General features: G+C 66.6%; 19 protein-coding genes. 9 read left to right on the top strand and 10 right to left on the bottom strand.

Features of this window, described 5'->3' with window-relative positions:
* Positions 1-42: 42 nt before the first annotated feature.
* Positions 43-513 (top strand): cyclic pyranopterin monophosphate synthase MoaC, encoded by a 471-nt coding sequence (gene moaC / locus KW830_RS11210; protein ID WP_066538104.1) that lies wholly within the window; start codon positions 43-45, stop codon positions 511-513.
* 12 nt (positions 514-525) lie between these two features.
* On the opposite strand, the gene KW830_RS11205 is transcribed toward moaC, so the two are convergent.
* The 4 genes from KW830_RS11205 to sucC form a co-directional block, all read right to left on the bottom strand.
* Positions 526-1,227, bottom strand: coding sequence for a TerC family protein (locus tag KW830_RS11205; protein ID WP_218333224.1), 702 nt, complete (start codon positions 1,225-1,227; stop codon positions 526-528).
* A 240-nt stretch (positions 1,228-1,467) separates the two neighbouring features.
* Positions 1,468-2,151 carry a TerC family protein gene (locus KW830_RS11200; protein ID WP_218333223.1) on the bottom strand — a complete coding sequence of 228 codons (684 nt, stop codon included), beginning with the start codon at positions 2,149-2,151 and terminating at the stop codon, positions 1,468-1,470.
* A gap of 154 nt (positions 2,152-2,305) precedes the next feature.
* Complete coding sequence (sucD, locus tag KW830_RS11195) at positions 2,306-3,199, bottom strand: succinate--CoA ligase subunit alpha (RefSeq protein WP_066538099.1); 894 nt, start codon at positions 3,197-3,199, stop codon at positions 2,306-2,308.
* A 21-nt stretch (positions 3,200-3,220) separates the two neighbouring features.
* Entirely contained in the window at positions 3,221-4,381 is a 1,161-nt protein-coding gene (gene sucC / locus KW830_RS11190) for an ADP-forming succinate--CoA ligase subunit beta (RefSeq protein ID WP_192334460.1), read from the bottom strand.
* A gap of 305 nt (positions 4,382-4,686) precedes the next feature.
* Between sucC and argC the strand changes: the two genes are divergently transcribed.
* The 4 genes from argC to KW830_RS11170 all read left to right on the top strand — a co-directional run bounded on the left by argC (position 4,687) and on the right by KW830_RS11170 (position 9,763).
* A complete protein-coding gene (argC, locus tag KW830_RS11185) occupies positions 4,687-5,619 on the top strand; it encodes an N-acetyl-gamma-glutamyl-phosphate reductase (protein WP_192334457.1) in 933 nt (310 codons plus the stop codon).
* Positions 5,620-5,872: 253 nt separating this feature from the next.
* The gene (gene cycA / locus KW830_RS11180; protein ID WP_218333222.1) at positions 5,873-7,315 is read left to right on the top strand and encodes a D-serine/D-alanine/glycine transporter; all 1,443 of its coding nucleotides are present in this window, start codon (positions 5,873-5,875) and stop codon (positions 7,313-7,315) included.
* Between the two features lie 216 nt (positions 7,316-7,531).
* On the top strand, positions 7,532-8,470 hold the full coding sequence (gene yddG, locus KW830_RS11175) for an aromatic amino acid DMT transporter YddG (RefSeq protein WP_218333221.1): 939 nt from the start codon (positions 7,532-7,534) through the stop codon (positions 8,468-8,470).
* Between the two features lie 66 nt (positions 8,471-8,536).
* A complete protein-coding gene (locus KW830_RS11170; protein WP_218333220.1) occupies positions 8,537-9,763 on the top strand; it encodes a DUF4010 domain-containing protein in 1,227 nt (408 codons plus the stop codon).
* Positions 9,764-9,799: 36 nt separating this feature from the next.
* On the opposite strand, the gene recX is transcribed toward KW830_RS11170, so the two are convergent.
* Positions 9,800-10,261, bottom strand: coding sequence for a recombination regulator RecX (gene recX / locus KW830_RS11165; RefSeq protein WP_218333219.1), 462 nt, complete (start codon positions 10,259-10,261; stop codon positions 9,800-9,802).
* 185 nt (positions 10,262-10,446) lie between these two features.
* The gene (gene recA, locus KW830_RS11160) at positions 10,447-11,565 is read right to left on the bottom strand and encodes a recombinase RecA (RefSeq protein WP_192334444.1); all 1,119 of its coding nucleotides are present in this window, start codon (positions 11,563-11,565) and stop codon (positions 10,447-10,449) included.
* 148 nt (positions 11,566-11,713) lie between these two features.
* Between recA and KW830_RS11155 the strand changes: the two genes are divergently transcribed.
* From KW830_RS11155 to KW830_RS11145, 3 genes are all read left to right on the top strand, one after another.
* Complete coding sequence (locus KW830_RS11155; protein WP_066538081.1) at positions 11,714-12,217, top strand: MarR family winged helix-turn-helix transcriptional regulator; 504 nt, start codon at positions 11,714-11,716, stop codon at positions 12,215-12,217.
* 292 nt (positions 12,218-12,509) lie between these two features.
* Entirely contained in the window at positions 12,510-13,184 is a 675-nt protein-coding gene (locus KW830_RS11150; RefSeq protein WP_066538078.1) for a response regulator transcription factor, read from the top strand.
* A gap of 103 nt (positions 13,185-13,287) precedes the next feature.
* Positions 13,288-14,739: a sensor histidine kinase gene (locus KW830_RS11145; protein ID WP_218333218.1), complete on the top strand. Its 1,452-nt coding sequence runs from the start codon at positions 13,288-13,290 to the stop codon at positions 14,737-14,739.
* 58 nt (positions 14,740-14,797) lie between these two features.
* Here the strand turns inward: KW830_RS11145 and KW830_RS11140 are convergent, their stop codons facing one another.
* Complete coding sequence (locus KW830_RS11140) at positions 14,798-15,772, bottom strand: LysR substrate-binding domain-containing protein (protein WP_279999628.1); 975 nt, start codon at positions 15,770-15,772, stop codon at positions 14,798-14,800.
* A gap of 105 nt (positions 15,773-15,877) precedes the next feature.
* Between KW830_RS11140 and KW830_RS11135 the strand changes: the two genes are divergently transcribed.
* Positions 15,878-16,852 carry a tripartite tricarboxylate transporter substrate binding protein BugE gene (locus tag KW830_RS11135; RefSeq protein WP_066538068.1) on the top strand — a complete coding sequence of 325 codons (975 nt, stop codon included), beginning with the start codon at positions 15,878-15,880 and terminating at the stop codon, positions 16,850-16,852.
* Between the two features lie 128 nt (positions 16,853-16,980).
* On the opposite strand, the gene KW830_RS11130 is transcribed toward KW830_RS11135, so the two are convergent.
* The 3 genes from KW830_RS11130 to KW830_RS11120 all read right to left on the bottom strand — a co-directional run bounded on the left by KW830_RS11130 (position 16,981) and on the right by KW830_RS11120 (position 19,097).
* Entirely contained in the window at positions 16,981-17,694 is a 714-nt protein-coding gene (locus tag KW830_RS11130) for an SPOR domain-containing protein (protein WP_218333217.1), read from the bottom strand.
* A gap of 13 nt (positions 17,695-17,707) precedes the next feature.
* Positions 17,708-18,523: a biotin--[acetyl-CoA-carboxylase] ligase gene (locus KW830_RS11125; protein WP_218333216.1), complete on the bottom strand. Its 816-nt coding sequence runs from the start codon at positions 18,521-18,523 to the stop codon at positions 17,708-17,710.
* 70 nt (positions 18,524-18,593) lie between these two features.
* A complete protein-coding gene (locus KW830_RS11120) occupies positions 18,594-19,097 on the bottom strand; it encodes an SET domain-containing protein (protein WP_218333215.1) in 504 nt (167 codons plus the stop codon).
* Positions 19,098-19,139 lie beyond the last annotated feature (42 nt).

The raw sequence follows: 19,139 nt of genomic DNA, 5'->3' as shown, positions 1-19,139 counted from the left end.
CGGCGCAGTGCCCGGCTTTTTCTCGCATTTCACGGTATTTCTATGGCAGACCAACTCACCCATTTCGACGCACACGGACAGGCCCATATGGTGGATGTCGGCGGCAAGCCCGACACCCACCGCATCGCCGTGGCCGAAGGCCGCATCGTGATGGCGCCGGCCACCCTGGCCATCATCGCCAGCGGCACGGCCAAGAAAGGCGATGTGCTGGGCATTGCCCGCATTGCCGGCATCATGGCCGCTAAGAAAACCAGCGACCTGATTCCCCTGTGCCATCCCCTGGCCCTGACCCGGGTGGCCGTGGATTTCGAGCTGCTCGATGCCGAACACGCAGTGCAGTGCACGGCGACGGTGGAGACCCATGGCCAGACCGGTGTGGAAATGGAAGCCCTGACGGCGGTGCAGGTGGCCCTGCTGACCGTGTACGACATGTGCAAGGCGGTGGACAAGCGCATGTGTATGGAGGGCATCCAGGTGACCGCCAAGCAGGGTGGAAAAAGCGATTTCCGCTAGACCGGTCCGGGTTCAGCGCTGGCCGGGGCCGGCGGAGGCGGCCTTGCGGCGTTGCAGGGCCGTGCCCACCAGCAGCACCAGGGCGGCCCCCGTGGCGGCTGCGGCGTAGTGGACCCAGGGGCGGGTGCCGGTGAAGTCGGCCAGCACATGGTCGTTGGCGATGGTTTCGCCGGCCACCCAGCCGATCAGCGCGGCGCCCAGGGTGACGATGGCGGGCCAGCGCTCCATCAGCCGGATCATCAGCGTGGAGCCGAAGACCACCAGCGGGATGCTGATGGCCAGGCCCAGCATCAGCAGCGTGAAGTTGCCCTGGGCGGTGGCGGCCACGGCGATCACGTTGTCCAGGCACATCACCATATCGGCCAACAGGATGGTGCGGATGGCCGCGAACATCGAGGTGCTGCCCGGGGTACCGCTGTCGCCGCTGTGGGAATCGTCCCCCTGGAGCAGACCCACGCCGATCCACAGCAGCAGCAGGCCGCCGACGATTTCCAGGAGCGGGAACTGCAGCAGCCTGGCCGCCACGACGGTGAGGCACACCCGCATGGCGATGGCAAAGCCCGCGCCCCACAGAATGGCTTTGCGCTGCTGGTGCGCCGGCAGGCTGCGGGCGGCCAGTGCGATGACCACGGCGTTGTCACCCGAGAGGATGACGTCGATCCAGATGATTTTGAAGAGACCGATCCAGAAGGCGGTTTCCAGCAAGGCTTCCATGCAGGCAGTGTAGGCATGGGCTGACACTGCGGCTGTAGACTGGCAGGCAGCAACGGCTGCGGCATGGACTTGGGGCGTGCGGCTTGCCAAGCCCGCAGCACAGGCGTATCGCGCGCGGGCCTGCATGCTGCGAGGCCACAGCCGCGGAAGGCCGCGTTCCCCGGCCCCAGAATGCAACAAGGCGCCCGCAGGCGCCTTGAGCATGGAGGCGTGCGCAGGGCGCGCACGCGGAGGCAGTGGTCAGTCGCTGGCCTTGGCCGTGCGGGACTGCATGTACTTGCCCACGGCCACCACCAGGATGGCGCCCGCCGCAGCGGCGGTGTAGTGCAGCCAGGGGTGGGCTTCGGTGTAAGCGTGCAGCAGGTTGTCGTTGACGATGGTCTCACCGCCGACCCAGCCGATCAGGGCCGCGCCGAAGGTGATGATCACGGGCCAGCGTTCCATCAGTCGGATCATCAGCGTGGAGCCGAAGATCACCAGAGGGATGGAGATGGCCAGGCCCAGGATCAGCAGGACCATATTGCCCTGGGCGGTAGCAGCCACGGCGATCACGTTGTCCAGGCTCATCACCAGGTCGGCGATCAGGATGGTACGGATGGCAGCGACCATGGAGCCCGTGCCCTTGGCTTCGCCTTCTTCGTCTTCACCGCCGCTGAGCAGCTGGTAGCCGATCCACAGCAGCAGCACGCCGCCGATGACCTGCAGGAACGACAGCTCCAGCAGCTTGGCCGCCACGACGGTCAGCACAATGCGCAGCACTACGGCAGCGCCGGAGCCGAACATGATGGCCTTCTTCTGTTGTTCAGGGGGCAGCGAACGGGCTGCGAGGGCGATGACGACTGCGTTGTCGCCAGACAGGATGATGTTGATCCAGACGATCTTCACCAGGCCGATCCAGAAATCGGCATTGCTCAGGAACTCCATTTTTACTCCGCTGTTATGAATGGAAAACGCCAGCCTGCATGAGCAGACTGGCGTTTTCTTTTATGGGAGCGCCCAGTGTAGTAGGGCTGGGCACCCTTGCCGATGCGTAATTCTGCGTAACCCGGGCAAAAAAGTCGCCCGGGAGATGGAGTGATTACAGCAGGCCCTTGAGCAGGCGGCCCATTTCGGAAGGATTGCGGGTGATGGTGAAACCGCACTCTTCCATGATGGCCAGCTTGGCGTCGGCCGTGTCGGCACCGCCGGAGATCAGCGCGCCAGCGTGGCCCATGCGCTTGCCGGGAGGGGCGGTCACGCCAGCGATGAAGCCCACGATAGGCTTCTTCATGTTGGCCTTGCACCATTGTGCGGCTTCGGCTTCGTCGGGACCGCCGATTTCACCGATCATGATCACGGCGTCGGTGTCGGGATCGTCGTTGAAAGCGCGCATCACGTCGATGTGCTTCAGACCGTTGATGGGGTCGCCACCGATGCCGACAGCGGAAGACTGGCCAATGCCCAGTTCGGACAGCTGTGCCACGGCTTCATAGGTCAGCGTGCCGGAACGGCTCACCACGCCGATGCGGCCCTTCTTGTGGATGTGACCGGGCATGATGCCGATCTTGATCTCGTCGGGCGTGATCAGACCGGGGCAGTTGGGGCCCAGCAGCAGGGTCTTCTTGCCGCCGGCCGCTTCCTTGGCCTTCATCTTGTTGCGCACTTCCAGCATGTCACGGACGGGAATGCCTTCGGTGATGCAGATGGCCAGGTCCAGATCGGCTTCCACGGCTTCCCAGATCGCTGCAGCAGCGCCTGCGGGCGGCACATAGATCACCGACACGGTGGCGCCGGTGTTGTGTGCAGCTTCCTTGACGGAGGCGTAGATAGGGATGTTGAAGATCGACTCGCCGGCCTTCTTGGGGTTCACGCCTGCCACGAAGCAGTTCTTGCCGTTCGCGTATTCCTGGCACTTTTCCGTGTGGAACTGGCCGGTCTTGCCGGTGATGCCCTGGGTGATGACTTTGGTGTCTTTGTTGATAAAGATCGACATGTGTTTATCTCCGAGGGCTTCTTACTTGACGGCTTCGACGATCTTGGTGGCCGCTTCGGCCATGGTGTCGGCGCTGATGATGGGCAGGCCGGATTCGGCCAGCATCTTCTTGCCCAGCTCTTCGTTGGTGCCCTTCATGCGGACCACCAGAGGCACTTGCAGGTTCACGGCCTTGCAGGCAGTGATCACGCCGGTGGCGATGGTGTCGCACTTCATGATGCCGCCGAAGATGTTGACCAGGATGCCCTTGACCTTGGGGTTCTTGAGCATGATCTTGAAGGCTTCGGTGACCTTCTCGGGGGTGGCACCGCCGCCCACGTCCAGGAAGTTGGCAGGCTCGCCGCCGAACAGCTTGATGGTGTCCATGGTGGCCATGGCCAGACCGGCGCCGTTCACCAGGCAGCCGATGTTGCCGTCCAGGGAGATGTAGGCCAGGTCGAACTTGGAAGCTTCGACTTCGGCAGGATCTTCTTCGTCCAGATCGCGGAAGGCCACGATTTCGGGGTGGCGGAACAGCGCGTTGGAGTCAAAGTTGAACTTGGCGTCCAGGGCGATCAGATTGCCCTTGGAATCGCAGTTCAGCGGGTTGATTTCCACCAGCGATGCGTCGGTGTCCATGTAGCACTTGTAGATCTTGGCGAAGATGTCTACGGCCTGGTCCACGGAAGCGCCGGTCAGACCGATGGCAGCAGCCACCTTGCGCGATTGCGCTTCGGTGATGCCGGTCAGCGGGTCGATCATTTCGGTGACGATCTTCTCGGGCGTGGAATGGGCCACTTCCTCGATGTCCATGCCGCCTTCGCTGGAGGCGATCAGGGCCACCTTCTGCGTTGCGCGGTCGGTCACCAGGGACACGTACAGCTCATTCTTGATGTCGGCACCGTCCTCGATGTACAGACGACGGACCTTCTGGCCTTCGGGGCCGGTCTGGTGGGTCACCAGCTGCATGCCGAGGATTTGCTCGGACAGCTTCTTCACGTCATCGATGGTCTTAGCCACCTTGACGCCGCCGCCTTTACCGCGGCCACCGGCGTGGATCTGCGCCTTCACCACCCACACGGGGCCACCCAGCTTTTGTGCTGCCTCTACAGCTTCCTGGACGGTGAACGCTGGAATGCCGCGGGGAACGGGCACACCAAATTGGCGCAAGATTTCCTTGCCTTGGTATTCATGAATCTTCATGAGTTTGTCTCTTTGAACGGAGGGGAAATACCCGTTTGCCATGGACGCGTGGTCAGGCGGCCGGGCTCGTATGACATGGCAATCGAAGAATGTACCATGCTGCATCGCAACGAAAAAGAGCTTTGTCAAGTGGCATATACGTATATACATACGTGGTTGTGCGACATTGTCGCCAGCCTGTCATTTGCATCGGGGCGCTGCAGCGGCCATGATTTCAGTGACAATGCGGCCCTTAATTCCTTGGAATGAAACGTGCCGCTTGGCGGAGTGTGTGGGTGTGCGCCAGAGGGCGCGGGAGTGAGTGAATGTCCAAAGTCTTTATCGATGGCGAGGCCGGAACCACGGGTCTGCAGATCCGCGAACGCCTGCAGGGAATGGCTGGCGTCGAGCTGGTCAGCATTGCCCCCGAGCTGCGAAAAGACCCTGCTGCCAAGCGCGATTTGATCGCCGGCGTGGACCTGGTCATCCTGTGCCTGCACGACGATGCGGCGCGCGAAACCACCGCCATGGTGGACGCCATCACCGCCGAGACCGGCCGCGCCATCAAGATCATTGACGCCTCCACCGCCCACCGCGTGGCGCCGGACTGGGTCTATGGCTTCCCCGAGCTGCGCGCCGGTCAGCTGGAGCTGGTGAAGACCGCCACCCGCGTGACCAACCCCGGCTGCTACGCCACGGGCGCCATCGCCCTGCTGCACCCGCTGGTGGCTGCGGGCCTGATCCCGACCGATTTCCCGCTGAGCCTGCCTTCGGTGTCCGGCTACTCCGGCGGCGGCCGTCCCATGATCGAAGCCTACGAGGCGGGCACCGCTGCGCCTTACGAGGCCTATGCCCTGGGCCTGGGCCACAAGCACATCCCGGAAATCCTGCACTACACGGGTCTGACGCGCCGTCCGGTGTTCATCCCCGCCGTGGGCAATTTCCGCCAGGGCATGCTGGTGCAGCTGCCCCTGCATCTGGACACCTTGCCCGGCGCCCCCAAGGCGGCCGATCTGCACGACGCGCTGGCCAGCCACTACGCCCGCACCAACACGCCTGCCAACTGGGTCAGCGTGCTGCCGCCCACGGACGACAACAAGCTGGCGGCCGACACCCTGGCCGACACCAACCAGCTGGAGCTGCGCGTGTTTGCCAACGAGCAATACCGCCAGGCCGTGCTGATTGCCCGACTGGACAACCTGGGCAAGGGCGCCAGCGGCGCGGCCGTGCAGAACCTGCAGCTGATGCTGGGCCTGTAAGCCGGCGCTTCTCCTTCCATAGCATGCCGCGCGCGCCCACAGGGCGTGCGGCGCATCGGGCCAGGGCTCAGGCCCTGGTTCCGCCCCTGGTGCTCCCAGGGGACATGGACCCTGCCGCGCGCCATGGCGTGCTGCGGCGGTTTATCCTAGGGTTTTCCCTTTTCGGATTTCCGGTTTCCTGCCAGCGGCAGTCGGGTGCCGCGGCTGCGGCGTTGCGGGTGTGCGGGTGGCAGCTTTTCAAAGGTTTCCCCAGATGACTCGCAAAGCACCCGGCACGGCCGGCCCCGAAGGTTCGGGCAACCTGCAGCGCAACCTCACCAACCGCCACATCCAGCTGATTGCCATTGGCGGCGCCATCGGTACCGGCCTGTTCATGGGGTCGGGCAAGACCATCAGCCTGGCCGGCCCGTCCATCGTCTTTGTCTACGCCATCATCGGCGTGATGCTGTTCTTTGTGATGCGGGCCATGGGCGAGCTGCTACTGTCCAACCTGCAGTACCGCTCCTTCATCGACTTCTCGGCCGATCTGCTAGGCCCCTGGGCCGGCTTCTTCACCGGCTGGACCTACTGGTTCTGCTGGATCGTCACCGGTATTGCCGACGTGATCGCCATCTCCGCCTATGCGCAGTTCTGGTGGCCCGATCTGCCGCAGTGGGCGCCGGCCATCGCCTGCGTGGCCGTGCTGCTGGGCCTGAATCTGCTGACGGTGAAGCTGTTCGGCGAGATCGAGTTCTGGTTCGCGATGATCAAGATCGTCGCCATCGTGGCGCTGGTGGGCACGGGCCTGTATATGGTGGCCAGCGGCTTCACCTCGCCCGCCGGGCGCGGGGCCAGCCTGGCCAATCTGTGGAACGACGGCGGCATGTTCCCGCACGGGGCCCTGGGCTTTTTCGCGGGCTTCCAGATCGCCGTGTTTGCCTTTGTGGGCATCGAGCTGGTGGGTACCACGGCCGCCGAAGCCAAAGACCCCGAACGCACGCTGCCGCGCGCCATCAACTCCATCCCCGTGCGCATCATCGTGTTCTATGTGCTGGCACTGATCGCCATCATGGCCGTCACCCCCTGGCGCGATGTGGTGCCGGGCAAGAGCCCGTTTGTGGAGCTGTTCGTGCTGGCGGGTCTGCCTGCGGCCGCCGGCATCATCAACTTCGTGGTGCTGACCTCGGCCGCGTCGTCGGCCAACAGCGGCGTGTTTTCCACCAGCCGCATGCTGTACGGTCTGGCGCTCAAGGGCGATGCCCCCCAATCCTTCCACCGCCTGTCGCGCGGCGGCGTGCCGGCCCGCGGCCTGCTGTTCTCCTGCATCTGCCTGCTGGGCGGTGCCTTCCTGATGTGGGTGGTGCCGAATCTGGTGGAGGCCTTCACCCTGGTGACCACGGTGTCGGCGATTCTGTTCATGTTCGTCTGGTCGCTGATCCTGCTGTCGTACATCGTCTACCGCCGCCAGCGGGCGGCCCTGCATGCCGCATCCCGCTACAAGATGCCCGGCGGCGTGGCCATGTGCGTGGCCTGCCTGGCCTTCTTCGCCGGCATCCTGGTGCTGCTGACGCTGGAAGCCGACACCCGCCAGGCGCTGATCGCCACGCCCGCGTGGTTTGTGCTGCTGGGCGTGGCCTACCGGTTCCTGCGCAAGCGCCAGCTGGCCGCTGCCGCGTCCGAGCCGGCCGCCCCGCTGGCCGCCAAGACGCAGTCCTGAGCGGCTCCGTGTGCGCTTCCCATCCAGGCCCTTGCGAGGGCCTTTTTTGCGCCGCAGCCTTCCTGCGGCCATGCACAATGCCCAGCGCACGGCTGGCGCAGACCGGCGGGAACGGCAGGTGCTGTCCGGTTGCACCGGGGCTGTGAGCGCATCCGACACGGCTTTCCGGCGTGCGCTGCCCGCCGCCCCCTTTGTCATCCACCGTTTCTTCGCCGCATGTCCTCTCCTGCTTCCCCTGTTTCGCACGATGCCGCCAGCGTGCGCCGCGCCACCCTGATCGGCCTGGTGGCCGTGCTGTGCTGGAGCAGCACTGTGGGCCTGATCCGTTCGGTGTCCGAAGCGTTGGGCGCGCTGGGCGGCGCGGCCATGCTCTACAGCGTCAGCGCCGCACTGCTGTTGGCGGTGCAGGGCGTGCCGCGCGTGGCGCAGCTGCGCAGCGTCTCCAAGGTGTATCTGCTGGGCTGCGGCCTGCTGTTCGTGCTCTACGAAATCTGCCTGTCCGTGGCCATCGGCCTGGCGCAGGACCGTGCCCAGTCCATGGAGCTGGGCATGATCAACTACCTGTGGCCCAGCCTGACCATCGTGCTTGCCGTGCTGTGCCGCCAGCAGGGGGCGCGCTGGTGGCTGTGGCCGGGCGTGGCGCTGTGCATCTGGGGACTGGTGCGGGTGCTGAGCGGGGATGGTGCGGGCAGCGACCTGCCCTGGTGGCAGGACCTGCTGGCCCATATGCGCAGCAACCCGCTGGCCTATGCGCTGGCGTTCGCGGCTGCCGTCCTGTGGCCGGTGTATTCGGTGCTGTCACGCATCCACGGCGGCGGGTTCAACGGCGTGGGCCTGTTCGTGCTGCTGACGGCTGTGGTGCTGTGGGGGCAGTGGCTGGCGGTGGACACCGTGCCCCTGCGCTGGTCCTGGGGCGTGGCGCTGGAGCTGCTGGCCATCGGCGCGTCCACGGCCATCGGCTACAGCTGCTGGGAGCATGGCATCCAGCGCGGCAATCTGGCAGTGATGGCGGCAGGCTCGTATTTCGCACCGGTGCTGTCGGCGCTGTGGGCCAGTCTGTGGCTGTCGGTGCAGCCGGGCTGGCCGTTCTGGCAGGGCGTGCTGCTGGTGACCGTGGGTTCGCTGGTCTGCTGGGGCGCCACGCGCGTGCGCTGACGTCGCCTTCCGGCGCGCCGCCGCGCTGGTGATAATTCCCCCATCTGCAACCTGGGCCGGAGGCTTATGGAAGGGGAAGCGATTTTTCGCGCGCTGCTGGCCGCTCTGGGCGTGGGCCTGCTGGTGGGGGTGGTCCGCGAGCGCATGCATGTCGGCCCTGCACTGATGGCGGGCACGCGCACCCATGCCCTGGTGGGGCTGCTGGGGTGTGTGGCCTGGATGCTGGGCAGCGGCGTGTTCATTGCGGCCCTGCTGGCCGTTGCCGGGCTGACGGCGCTGGCCTATGGTTTCACCGCCCGTGAGGACCCGGGGCTGACGGGTGAAATCGCCCTGCTGCTCACCGCGCTGCTGGGAGGGCTGGCCGCCCGGGACCCGGCGCTGGCGGCCGCCCTGGGGGTGTTGATGGCCATATTGCTGCAGGCCAAGGTGCCGATGCAAAAGCTCAGCCGCGAGTGGATCAGCGAAAAAGAGCTGCAGGACGCGCTGATGCTGGGGGCCGCGGCCCTGGTGGTCATGCCGCTGCTCTCCCGCAGTCCCATCGATCCCTGGGGGGCGGTGAGTCCCCTGATGGTGTGGCGCATTGTGGTGCTGGTCATGGCGGTGGGCATGCTCGGTCATGTGGCGCAACGCCTGTTCGGCGCGCGCTGGGGCTTGTCGATTGCGGGTTTCTTTGCCGGTTTTGCCTCCTCCACTGCTGCGGTCTCCGGCATGGGGCAGCGTGCGCGGGCCGAGCCGGCCCACACCAGTGCCTGCGCTGCGGCGGCGTTGCTGGCCAATCTGGCGTCCCTGCTGCTGTTCGTGGCCGTGGTGGGCGCCGTGTCGCCGGCCCTGCTGCAGACGGCTGCGGGGAGCCTGGTGGGGGCTGGGCTGGCCTTGCTGGGGGTGGTGGCGCTGCTGTGGCGGCGCGCACAAGGTGTGCAGACCCAGGCGGCTGCGGCGACCGGCCGGGCCTTCCAGCTGTCGCAGGCGCTGTGGATTGCGGCACTGATTGCCGGGGTGTCACTGCTGGCGGCCTGGCTGGGCGCGCGCTATGGCAGTGCCGGGGTGCTGGCCAGCACCATGCTGGTGGCGCTGGCCGAGGTGCACGCCGCCGCCGCTGGCGTGGCCCAGATGGCGGCCAATGGGGTGGTGCCGCTGGAGGTGGCGCACTGGGGGGTGCTGGGTGTGCTGGCCAGCAGCAGTCTGGCCAAAAGCGCGCTGGCCTTTGCCAGCGGGGGCGCCCGTTACGGCGTCCTGGTCACGGGCGGTTTGCTGGCCCTGGTGGCCGGCGGGGTCCTGGGCCAGCTGTGGTGAGGTGGGGCAGCGGCCCTGCACCGGGCTGCTGCGGCATCAGCCGTGCTCGGATTCGGGAGGCTGGCCTTTGACCACCTTGCTCACCACCTCGCCGCCAAAGCCCCGGCTGGCCAGGAAACGCATCTGCTTCATGCGTTCCTGTAAGGTGGCGGGGGGCTGGCCGAACTTCTGCTGCCACACGGCCCAGGCGCGGGCGTGTTCGGTGGCGCGCAGCTGTGCAGTGGCCGCACGCACGGTGTCATCGTCCAGGCCCTTGTTGCGCAGTTCCTGCACCACGCGGGCCGTGCCCAGCTTCTTGCTGCGGGTGTAGACCACGGACTGGGCCACCCGCTCGGGGTTGATGAAGTTCTTGGCCTCCAGCGCATCCAGCACGGCGGCCAGATCCTCGCCTTCTTCCACATGGGCGGCCAGCTTGCGCTCCAGTTCCAGCCGCGAGTGTTCGCGCTGGGCCAGCAGCCGCAGCGCGCGGCCGGTGAGGGAGAGTTTGGCAAAGCCCATGCGGTGCACGCTCCAGAAACAAAAAAGGCGCAGGGAACCCTGCGCAAAGATGGCAAACCTGTGTGGCGACGGGGCGGCGGGCAGTGCCCTGGGGCCTGTGCGCCGCAGGCCGCTGGCGGGCGCTGCCCTGGCCGGGCGGCTGTCCCCCTGGCGCAGCGTGGCCAGGGGGCGACCGCTCGGGGGCTTTAGCCGATCACGCCGTCTTCGTCCACCGTGGCGTTCTTGTCGCCTTTCTTGCCCTTGGCGGGCTTGGCGGCGTCTTCGCCGGCGGCCACGGGCAGCAGGGCAATGCCCAGGCTGTCGCGCACCTTGTTCTCGATTTCCACGGCCAGTGCGGGGTTCTCGCGCAGGAATTCACGCGAGTTGTCGCGGCCCTGGCCGATCTTCTCGCCGTTGTAGGCATACCAGGCGCCGGACTTTTCCAGGATCTTGGCGTTCACGCCCATGTCCAGGATCTCGCCTTCGCGGCTGATGCCTTCGCCGAACAGGATGTCGAACTCGGCGGTCTTGAACGGAGGCGAGACCTTGTTCTTGACGACCTTGACCTTGGTTTCGTTGCCAATGGCTTCGTCACCCTTCTTGATGGTGCCGGTGCGGCGGATGTCCAGGCGCACCGAGGCGTAGAACTTCAGCGCGTTGCCGCCGGTGGTGGTTTCGGGCGAGCCGAACATCACACCGATCTTCATGCGGATCTGGTTGATGAAGATGACCATGCAGTTGGTCTTCTTGATGGTGGCGGTCAACTTGCGCAGTGCCTGGCTCATCAGACGGGCCTGCAGGCCGGGCAGCTGGTCGCCCATTTCGCCTTCGATTTCGGCCTTGGGGGTCAGCGCGGCCACCGAATCGACCACGATCAGGTCCACGGCGCCGGAGCGCACCAGGCTGTCGCAGATTTCCAGGGCCTGTTCGCCGGTGTCGGGCTGGCTGATCAGCACTTCGCTCAGGTTCACACCCAGCTTCTGGGCGTAGCTGGTGTCCAGCGCATGTTCGGCGTCGATGAAGGCGCAGGTGCCGCCTTGCTTCTGCATTTCGGCGATGACCTGCAGCGTCAGCGTGGTCTTGCCCGAGGATTCCGGGCCGTAGATCTCGATCACGCGGCCACGGGGCAGGCCGCCCACGCCCAGGGCGATGTCCAGGCCCAGGGAGCCGGTGGACACCACCTGGATGTCCTGCGCCGCTTCCCCTTCGCCCAGCTTCATGATGGTGCCCTTGCCGAACTGCTTTTCGATCTGGGCGAGGGCGGCAGCGAGTGCCTTGGCTTTTTCGCTGTTGGCGTCGGCGGACTTGGCGGCAATGGCGTTCATGAAAACTCTCCTTGGAAGGGTTTGGCGGGATGGGGTGCAGCCACTGGAATGAATAACAGGCTGGATGCTTGAACAGTAGTTTAGGGGCGCTGTTCAGCCAATTCCACCAATATTTAGTCAGTTTGCCTGACTAAATTACCATGGGGCCATGAGCGAACTTCCCCACGCCATTCCCCCCAGCGATGCCTGGCGCCAGACCCACTTGGGCCGGCTGCTGGGCCATGCCATGCGCCAGTTCGATGCCCGCGTGCTGCAGCTGATGGCGCGCGATGTGGCCGTGCCGCTGGCGCTGTCCAACCTGGCGGCGCGCGACCAGGTGAGTGCGGCGCACATCCACATCACCCGCCACCTGTCGCTGGCGGGCGACCGCATCACCGATCTGGCCGAGCGCGCGGGCATGAGCAAGCAGGCGATGGCCGACCTGGTGGACCAGTGCGTGGCCTGGGGTCTGGTCACGCGGGAGTCCGATCCGCACGACCGGCGCGCGCGGCGTGTGTGCTTCACGCCCACCGGGCTGGACTGGCTGCAGGCCTTCCATGACGCCGTGGCCCAGGCTGAGGCGGAGTTTGTGGAATCGGTGGGCCAGGATGTGGCCACCGTTGTCCAGATCGGCCTGGAGGCCTACGCGGGCGACAGCGGCACGCTGGCCTGAGTGCCTGTGGGCAGGCAGGCGTGCGGGACGGCGCGGCACCGGCTGTCGGCGCCAGCGGCCGGGGACTGTCGGATGTGCGCGGAAATGACTTGCATCAAGACCGGCGTGAATGTCAGCTTCCGTACAGGCGAACCGGGTGTTTTCCCGGGGGAAGTCCGCTGGTGCAGGGGATGGGCGGCTTCTAGAATGGTCCGGCTGGCCGACAGGTTGGCGCGGCGCACTTCACAGTGCCATCCGAAGCATCAAGACATAAACGACCGCGGCCCGACTGCGGCGCCTTCAGGAGACCCCCATGCGCATACTCATCGCCGAAGATGATCAGGTGCTGGCCGATGGATTGCTGCGCAGCCTGCGCGGCGCGGGTGCCGTGGTGGACCATGTGTCCAGTGGCAGCGAGGCCGATGCCGCGCTGATGACCAACGACCAGTTCGACCTGCTGATCCTGGACCTGGGTCTGCCCAAGATGCACGGGCTGGAAGTGCTCAAGAAGATGCGCAGCCGGGGCGATGCGCTGCCGGTGCTGATCCTCACCGCCGCCGACAGCGTGGAGGAGCGCGTGCAGGGGCTGGATTTCGGCGCCGACGACTACATGGCCAAGCCCTTCAGCCTGCAGGAACTCGAAGCCCGCGTGCGTGCGCTGACGCGCCGGGGCATGGGAGGCACCAGCAGCACCGTCAAGCACGGCCCGCTGGTGTACGACCAGGCCGGGCGCGTAGCCACCATCGACGGCAAGATGGTGGAGCTGTCCGCCCGCGAGCTGGGCCTGCTGGAAGTGCTGCTGCAGCGCGCGGGCCGCCTGGTCAGCAAGGACCAGCTGGTGGAGCGCCTGTGCGAGTGGGGCGAAGAGGTCAGCAACAATGCCATCGAGGTCTACATCCACCGCCTGCGCAAGAAGATCGAGCGCGGTCCCATCCGCATCGCCACCGTGCGCGGCCTGGGGTATTGTCTGGAGAAGATCAACCACTGAGCGGCTGCGCGCCCGGTGCGCGCGGCATGTCCTGCGCCACGGTGTTCGCCGTGGCGTTTGTGTTCCGGGCCACTTTTTCTGGCCCCTGGCCTGAACCTGCACCTTGAACATTTTCCAGCGTGAGCAGCGGTCCCTGTTTGGCGAGATCCTCGACTGGATGCTCACGCCGCTGCTGCTGCTGTGGCCGGTGTCGCTGGCCTTGACCTGGCTGGTGGCGCAGGAGCTGGCTAACAAGCCGTTCGACCGCGCGCTGGAGTACAACGCCCAGGCGCTGGCGCAGCTGCTGGTGGTCAGCGACGGGCAGCTGCAGTTCTACATGCCGCGCCTCGCCAGCGAGCTGCTGCGTGCCGACGATTCCGACATGGTGTACTACCAGGTGCTGGGCGTCAAAGGCGTGCTGCTGTCGGGCGAGCGTGAGTTCCCCATGCCGCCGGAAACCGGCGGTGGCTTCGAAGCCAGCATCGGCCAGGTGCAGCTGCGCGATGACGATCTGCGCGGCGTGGACATTCGTGTGGCCTCGATCTGGGTGCGCGTGCCGCTGGACCAGGAGGTGCTGGCCCTGGTGCAGGTGGCGGAAACGCGTGAAAAGCGCAGCGTGCTGGCGGCGGAAATCATCAAGGGGGTGATGCTGCCGCAGTTCGTCATCCTGCCGCTGTCGGTGCTGCTGGTGTGGCTGGCGCTGGCGCGCGGCATCAAGCCGCTGCACCGGCTGGAAGAGCGCATCCGCGCGCGCAAGCCCGACGACCTGTCGCCGCTGAACCACAAGGCCGTGCCCATGGAAGTGGCGCCCCTGGTGGATGCGGTGAACGATCTGCTGCGGCGGCTGAACGATTCCATTGCCACGCAGAAACGCTTTCTGGCGGACGCGGCCCACCAGCTCAAGACCCCGCTGGCCGGCTTGCGCATGCAGGCCGATCTGGCCCAGCGTCCGGGGACCAGCACCGAAGACCTGAAACGCTCGCTGCAGCAGATCGGGCGCAGCTCCATCCGCGCCACGCACACCGTCAACCAGCTGCTGTCGCTGGCCCGGGCCGAAGGCGCCAGCACGGCGCTGCAGCGCACCCCCTGCGACATGGCCGAGCTGGTGATCGAGGTGGTGCAGGACTGCCTGCCCCGGGCCATGGACAAGCACATCGACCTGGGCTATGACGGCGCCGAACCCGGGACCATGGCCCTGCAGGTCTGGGGCAATGCCACGCTGCTGCAGGAGCTGGTGCGCAACCTGGTGGACAACGCCATCAACTACACCCCGTCCAGCAATGCCCAGCCCGGTCTGGTGACGGTGCGCGTGCTGCCCGATCCGTTCGGCCGCGTGGTGGTGCTTCAGGTGGAGGACACCGGTCCCGGCGTGCCCGAGGCGGAGCGCGACCTGGTCTTCCAGCCCTTCTACCGTGCGCTGGGCACGGAGGCCGACGGCTCCGGCCTGGGGCTGCCCATCGTGCTGGAGATTGCCCGCCAGCATGGCGCCCAGGTGGCGCTGGAAGATGTGCACCCGGGCCAGCCCATGCCCGGGGCCCGCTTCACGGTGCGCTTTCCTGCCCAGGTGGCGGAATAGGCGCGGCGTCGAAGCGTGCGGCCGGCGGCACCGTGGCCTGCCAACCGCCCGGTGCGTCTTATTCCAGGTCGTTGGACGTCAGGGCCGGGCGGCGGGGAGATGCGGTCAGGCTGGCCTCGGCTTCGGCCGCCGCTTCGGCCCTGGTCAGCAGCCAGTCGCGGAACTGCTGCAGCGGGGTCAGGTTGGCGCGCGTCTCGGGGTAGCACAGCCAGTAGCCCTGGTCGCTGAGCACGCTGTGCTGCGGCAGGGGTTCGCTCACCAGGCCAGCGTTGATCTCATCCTGCACCAGGCAGCGGGGCACCAGGGCCACGCCCATGCCGGCCTGCACCGCGCGGATGATGGTCTGGAACTGGTCAAACTGCGGCCCGCTGAGCGGGTCCATGTCCTCCACGCCATAGGTCTCGCTCCAGCGCGACCAGGCCTGGGGCACGGTCACATGGCGCAGCCGCGTGCAGTGCGCCACGTCGGCCGGGGTGCGGATGCTCTGCTCCGGGTTGCGCGGGGCGATCAGCACCACTTCGCGCCCGGTCAGGTAGTGGGCACGGGTGTTGGGCCAGTGGCCGTCGCCGAACAGGATGGCGCAGTCCAGCGTGGGGCTGCCAAAGTCATAGCCTTGCACATAGGGCACGAAATGCAAGGTCACCTGCGGGTGGCGGGTCTGGAAATCAGGAAGCTTTGGAATGAGCCACTTGGCGCCAAAGGTCGGCAGGGTGGACAGGTGCAGGGCTCCGCCGCCATCGCTGCTGGTGATCAATTCCAGCGTGGCCGACTCCAGTTGCGACAGCAGAGCGCGCACCGATTTCTCATAGCGTTCGCCCGCAGAGCTGAGGGTCAAACGTTTGCGGTTACGCTCGAACAGTGGCACGCCCACCCATTTTTCCAGCTCCTGCACCTGTTTGCTCACGGCGCTCTGGGTCAGGTGCAAGGCTTCGGCAGCGCGTGACACACCGCCAAACCGGGCTACGGTGGAGAAGGCCCGCAACAGGTGGACAGGGGGCGTCAGGCGCCGCAGAGGTAACAGGCTGGAAGACACTGATTTGATTCCTTTTGGGAATGATAACAGGCACAGCTATTGCTTTTGTCAGCTGGACAAATCCCTTACCCTTCTTTTCTCTCCTCTCACTATCGGAATCCTCAGATGCAACGTCGTCACTTCCTCTCCTCCGTGGCCGCCGCCACTGCCGTGGCAGCTGCGCCCGGTATGGCCCTGGCCCAGGACACCAGCCGTCCCATCCGCATCATCGTGCCCTTCCCGCCCGGAGGCGCCACCGACATGGTGCCGCGCAACCTGCAGGACGTGCTGGGCAAGCTGCTGAGCCAGACCGTGGTGATCGAGAACAAGGCCGGTGCCGGCGGCTCCATCGGCATGGCCGAAGTGGCCCGTGCCAACGACGGCGTGACCTTCGGTATCGCCACGCTGTCCACCCACGGCGTGAACCCCGCCGTGCTGAGCAAGCTGCCCTATGACGCCATCAAGGACTTCGTGGGCGTGACCGAAATCGTCAAGGCCCCGGGCGTGATCATGGTGAACCCCGCCATCCTGCCGGTGAAGAACTTTGCCGAACTGGTGGCCTACCTGAAGGCCAACCCCGGCAAGGTGTCCTACGCCACTCCCGGCAACGGCACCATCGGCCACATGTGGGGCGAACAGTTCAAGCGCAGCACCGGTACCGACATGCTGCACATTCCCTACCGTGGTGCAGGCCCGGCCATCAACGACGTGCTGGGCGGCCAGGTGCCGGTCTACTTTGACCAGGTGGCAGCGTCCCTGCCGCACGTGAAGGCAGGCAAGCTGCGCGCCATCGCCGTGTCCTGGCCCCAGCGCCTGGACGTGCTGCCCGACGTGCCGACCTACGCCGAAGCCGGTCACCCCGACCTGAACAACCCTTCGTGGTTCGGTCTGGTGGCGCCCAAGAGCATGCCTGCCGCCCAGGTGGAACGCGTGCAAAAGGCCGTGGTGGCCGCACTGAAGGACCCCGCTGTGCAAAAGCGCATGTCTTCCCAGGGTCTGTACCCCTCGGGTTCGTCCACTGCGGATTTCACCAAGCAGATCCAGACCGCCGTGGCCACCATGAAGAAGGTGGCTGTGGACGCCAAGATCCAGATCGACTGAGTCTTTCCCCAGAGGCACGCCGGCGCTGCCGGCATGCCCAGGACATGGCAAAAAGAAAGCCCACGGCCGTCAGGCAGTGGGCTTTTTTGTGGGCGCCTGGGTCGCAGCAGGGGCGGTGGTGGCGGGGTTCAGCCTTCGCACAGGCGCAGCGGTTTGCCGGCCAGCGCGGGTTTGAGGCGTTCCATGCGTGCGTGCAGCTCCGGGGGCACATGGGGCAGGCGCAGGGTGTAGAGCGTGGTTTCGGCCCGTTCCTGCACCACACGGGCGCCGCGCACCCCCTTGCGCAGGAAGGTGGTCAGCTCGCGCGTGGCGGCCTCTTCACTGGGGAAGCGGCCCAGCGACAGGCCGGGTTCCAGCGCGCCGGTGGCACGGTCAAAGCCCACGCCCTGCTGGCGCAGCTCGGCCCGGCGCGCATCCAGCGCCTCGGCGCTCGGGAACTTGCCCAGGTAGACCATCCAGCGGCCGTTGACGGCCGAGGTCTGCAGCTCCCATTGTTCGGCCGGGATCTCCAGGTCGCGCAGCGCGGTGCGCACGGCCACGACCTGTTTGTCGTCGAAGGTGCCGGCCTGCCAGCAGCGGCCGGGGCCGCTGGCGGCGGTGAGGGTGGCGGTGTCCGGAGCGGCGGGTGCCGCCGCGTCGGTCGCCGGGGCCGCAGCCGGGGTGGCGCGTGCCGGTGGCGTGACGGGGCCGACCTGGATGGCTTCCGGGCGCATCTGCTGCTTGAGCCGGAAGGCTTCGGACTGGGTTTCGGGCTGCCAGCCCAGGGAGGCCATCCAGCCTTGGCTCCAGGCCAGGTAGCCGGCATTGGCCAACAGCAGGGCAAGCAGGGTGTGTCGCAACATCGTGGAACGCAGTTTAGCGGGCCGGGGCCGCAGGGGCGGCTGGTGCCGGGCGGACGCTGACCTCGGAGCTGGTGATCTGCTCCAGGCCGCCGGCCGTGCGCACCAGCAGGGCGCCCTCGGCGCCCACGCCCTCGGCCATGCCGTGGGTGCCGTCACTCAGGCGGACCGGGCGGCCGCGCAGCAGATCCCGGGCGGCAAATGCGGTGCGGAACGGGGCAAAGCCTTCGGCCTCAAAGCGCTGCAGGCAGTCCACCAGCGCGGGAATCACCGTGGCCAGTGCCGTCGGCGCTTCCCAGCGCGGATCCAGGTCCTGCAGGCAGGCCGGCGGGGTGGACAGATTCTGTTCAGGCCGGGGGCGGATGTTGATGCCCACCCCCACGATCACCTGGCGCGGGCCGGGGCCGAAATGCGCGGTCTCGATCAGGATGCCGGCCAGCTTGCGGTCGCCTTCCAGCCACAGGTCATTGGGCCATTTGATGCCGATGCGCGGCTGGTCGCTGGTGCCGCCGCCGGGCTGCAGCGCCTCGGCCAGGACCTGGCCCACGGCCAGCGACAGGCCGGACCAGTCCTGGGGGGTCAGCGGCAGGCCCAGCGAGAACATCAGCGAATCGCCCAGGCTGCTGGCCCAGGGCTTGCCCATGCGGCCCCGGCCGGCTGTCTGCTGTTCGGCCACCAGCAGTGTGGGTGCGGTGTCGCCGGTGCGGGCGCGGCGCATCAGCTCGGTGTTGCTGGAGTCCACACTGGGCAGGATGTCGATGGTGAAGCCCGGCAGGCGCGGGGCCACGGCTTCCCACAGGGCTTCGGCGTTCCAGTGAATGGGTGAGGTCATCGTGGTTCTTTCTTTTTGTTGCTTGCCGTGCGCCGTACGGTGCCGGGGTCGCCCCGCAGCGCGGCGGGCCTCATTGGTCGCCCGGCATCGGCGGGCGCCAGCCCTTCTTGGGCGCCAGCATGGTGCCCCGGCAGCGCGCCGCGCCGCAGTAGCAGGCGTATTCGGCCTTGAGCTTGGGTGTGTAGCGCTCTTCCACCATCAGGCCGTAGTCGTAGTTCAGCTCTTCACCCGCCGCGATATTGCGCAGCGCCACGATGTAGATGCGGCCCTCGCGTTCGTCGGTGTAGCAGTTGGGGGAGCAGCTGTGGTTGATCCAGCGGGCCGAGTTGCCGCCGTAGTTGGCGTCGATCACCCGGTCTTCGTCCACATGGAAGTAGAAGGTGTGGTTGGGCTGGCTGGGGTCGTGCGGGTGGCGGTCCTGGGCTTCCTGCCAGCCGATCACCTCGCCGGTGTACTCGATCAGGGTTTCGCCTTCCGCAATGTCCTGCACGGCGAACACGCCTTTGCCGTGTACGCCGGACCGTCTGGTTTGAATGCGGCGATGGCTGGAAAGGGATTCGGCGGTGCGGGGCATGGCAATCTCTGATAACTTGAATGTGCACACACGTGCGCGCAT

This window comes from Comamonas sp. CMM03 (genome assembly GCF_019218715.1).
GTDB classification, from domain to species: Bacteria; Pseudomonadota; Gammaproteobacteria; order Burkholderiales; family Burkholderiaceae_C; genus Comamonas; species Comamonas terrigena.
Note: the sequence above shows the minus strand (reverse complement) of the source record. Positions and strands in the feature narration are given on the sequence as shown.

Excerpts from the sequence above, each read along its gene's own strand:
- moaC (WP_066538104.1), top strand. The coding sequence starts at position 43 with ATGGCAGACCAACTCACCCATTTCGACGCACACGGACAGGCCCATATG.
- KW830_RS11205 (WP_218333224.1), bottom strand. The coding sequence starts at position 1,227 with ATGGAAGCCTTGCTGGAAACCGCCTTCTGGATCGGTCTCTTCAAAATC.
- KW830_RS11200 (WP_218333223.1), bottom strand. The coding sequence starts at position 2,151 with ATGGAGTTCCTGAGCAATGCCGATTTCTGGATCGGCCTGGTGAAGATC.
- sucD (WP_066538099.1), bottom strand. The coding sequence starts at position 3,199 with ATGTCGATCTTTATCAACAAAGACACCAAAGTCATCACCCAGGGCATC.
- sucC (WP_192334460.1), bottom strand. The coding sequence starts at position 4,381 with ATGAAGATTCATGAATACCAAGGCAAGGAAATCTTGCGCCAATTTGGT.
- argC (WP_192334457.1), top strand. The coding sequence starts at position 4,687 with ATGTCCAAAGTCTTTATCGATGGCGAGGCCGGAACCACGGGTCTGCAG.
- cycA (WP_218333222.1), top strand. The coding sequence starts at position 5,873 with ATGACTCGCAAAGCACCCGGCACGGCCGGCCCCGAAGGTTCGGGCAAC.
- yddG (WP_218333221.1), top strand. The coding sequence starts at position 7,532 with ATGTCCTCTCCTGCTTCCCCTGTTTCGCACGATGCCGCCAGCGTGCGC.
- KW830_RS11170 (WP_218333220.1), top strand. The coding sequence starts at position 8,537 with ATGGAAGGGGAAGCGATTTTTCGCGCGCTGCTGGCCGCTCTGGGCGTG.
- recX (WP_218333219.1), bottom strand. The coding sequence starts at position 10,261 with ATGGGCTTTGCCAAACTCTCCCTCACCGGCCGCGCGCTGCGGCTGCTG.
- recA (WP_192334444.1), bottom strand. The coding sequence starts at position 11,565 with ATGAACGCCATTGCCGCCAAGTCCGCCGACGCCAACAGCGAAAAAGCC.
- KW830_RS11155 (WP_066538081.1), top strand. The coding sequence starts at position 11,714 with ATGAGCGAACTTCCCCACGCCATTCCCCCCAGCGATGCCTGGCGCCAG.
- KW830_RS11150 (WP_066538078.1), top strand. The coding sequence starts at position 12,510 with ATGCGCATACTCATCGCCGAAGATGATCAGGTGCTGGCCGATGGATTG.
- KW830_RS11135 (WP_066538068.1), top strand. The coding sequence starts at position 15,878 with ATGCAACGTCGTCACTTCCTCTCCTCCGTGGCCGCCGCCACTGCCGTG.
- KW830_RS11130 (WP_218333217.1), bottom strand. The coding sequence starts at position 17,694 with ATGTTGCGACACACCCTGCTTGCCCTGCTGTTGGCCAATGCCGGCTAC.
- KW830_RS11125 (WP_218333216.1), bottom strand. The coding sequence starts at position 18,523 with ATGACCTCACCCATTCACTGGAACGCCGAAGCCCTGTGGGAAGCCGTG.
- KW830_RS11120 (WP_218333215.1), bottom strand. The coding sequence starts at position 19,097 with ATGCCCCGCACCGCCGAATCCCTTTCCAGCCATCGCCGCATTCAAACC.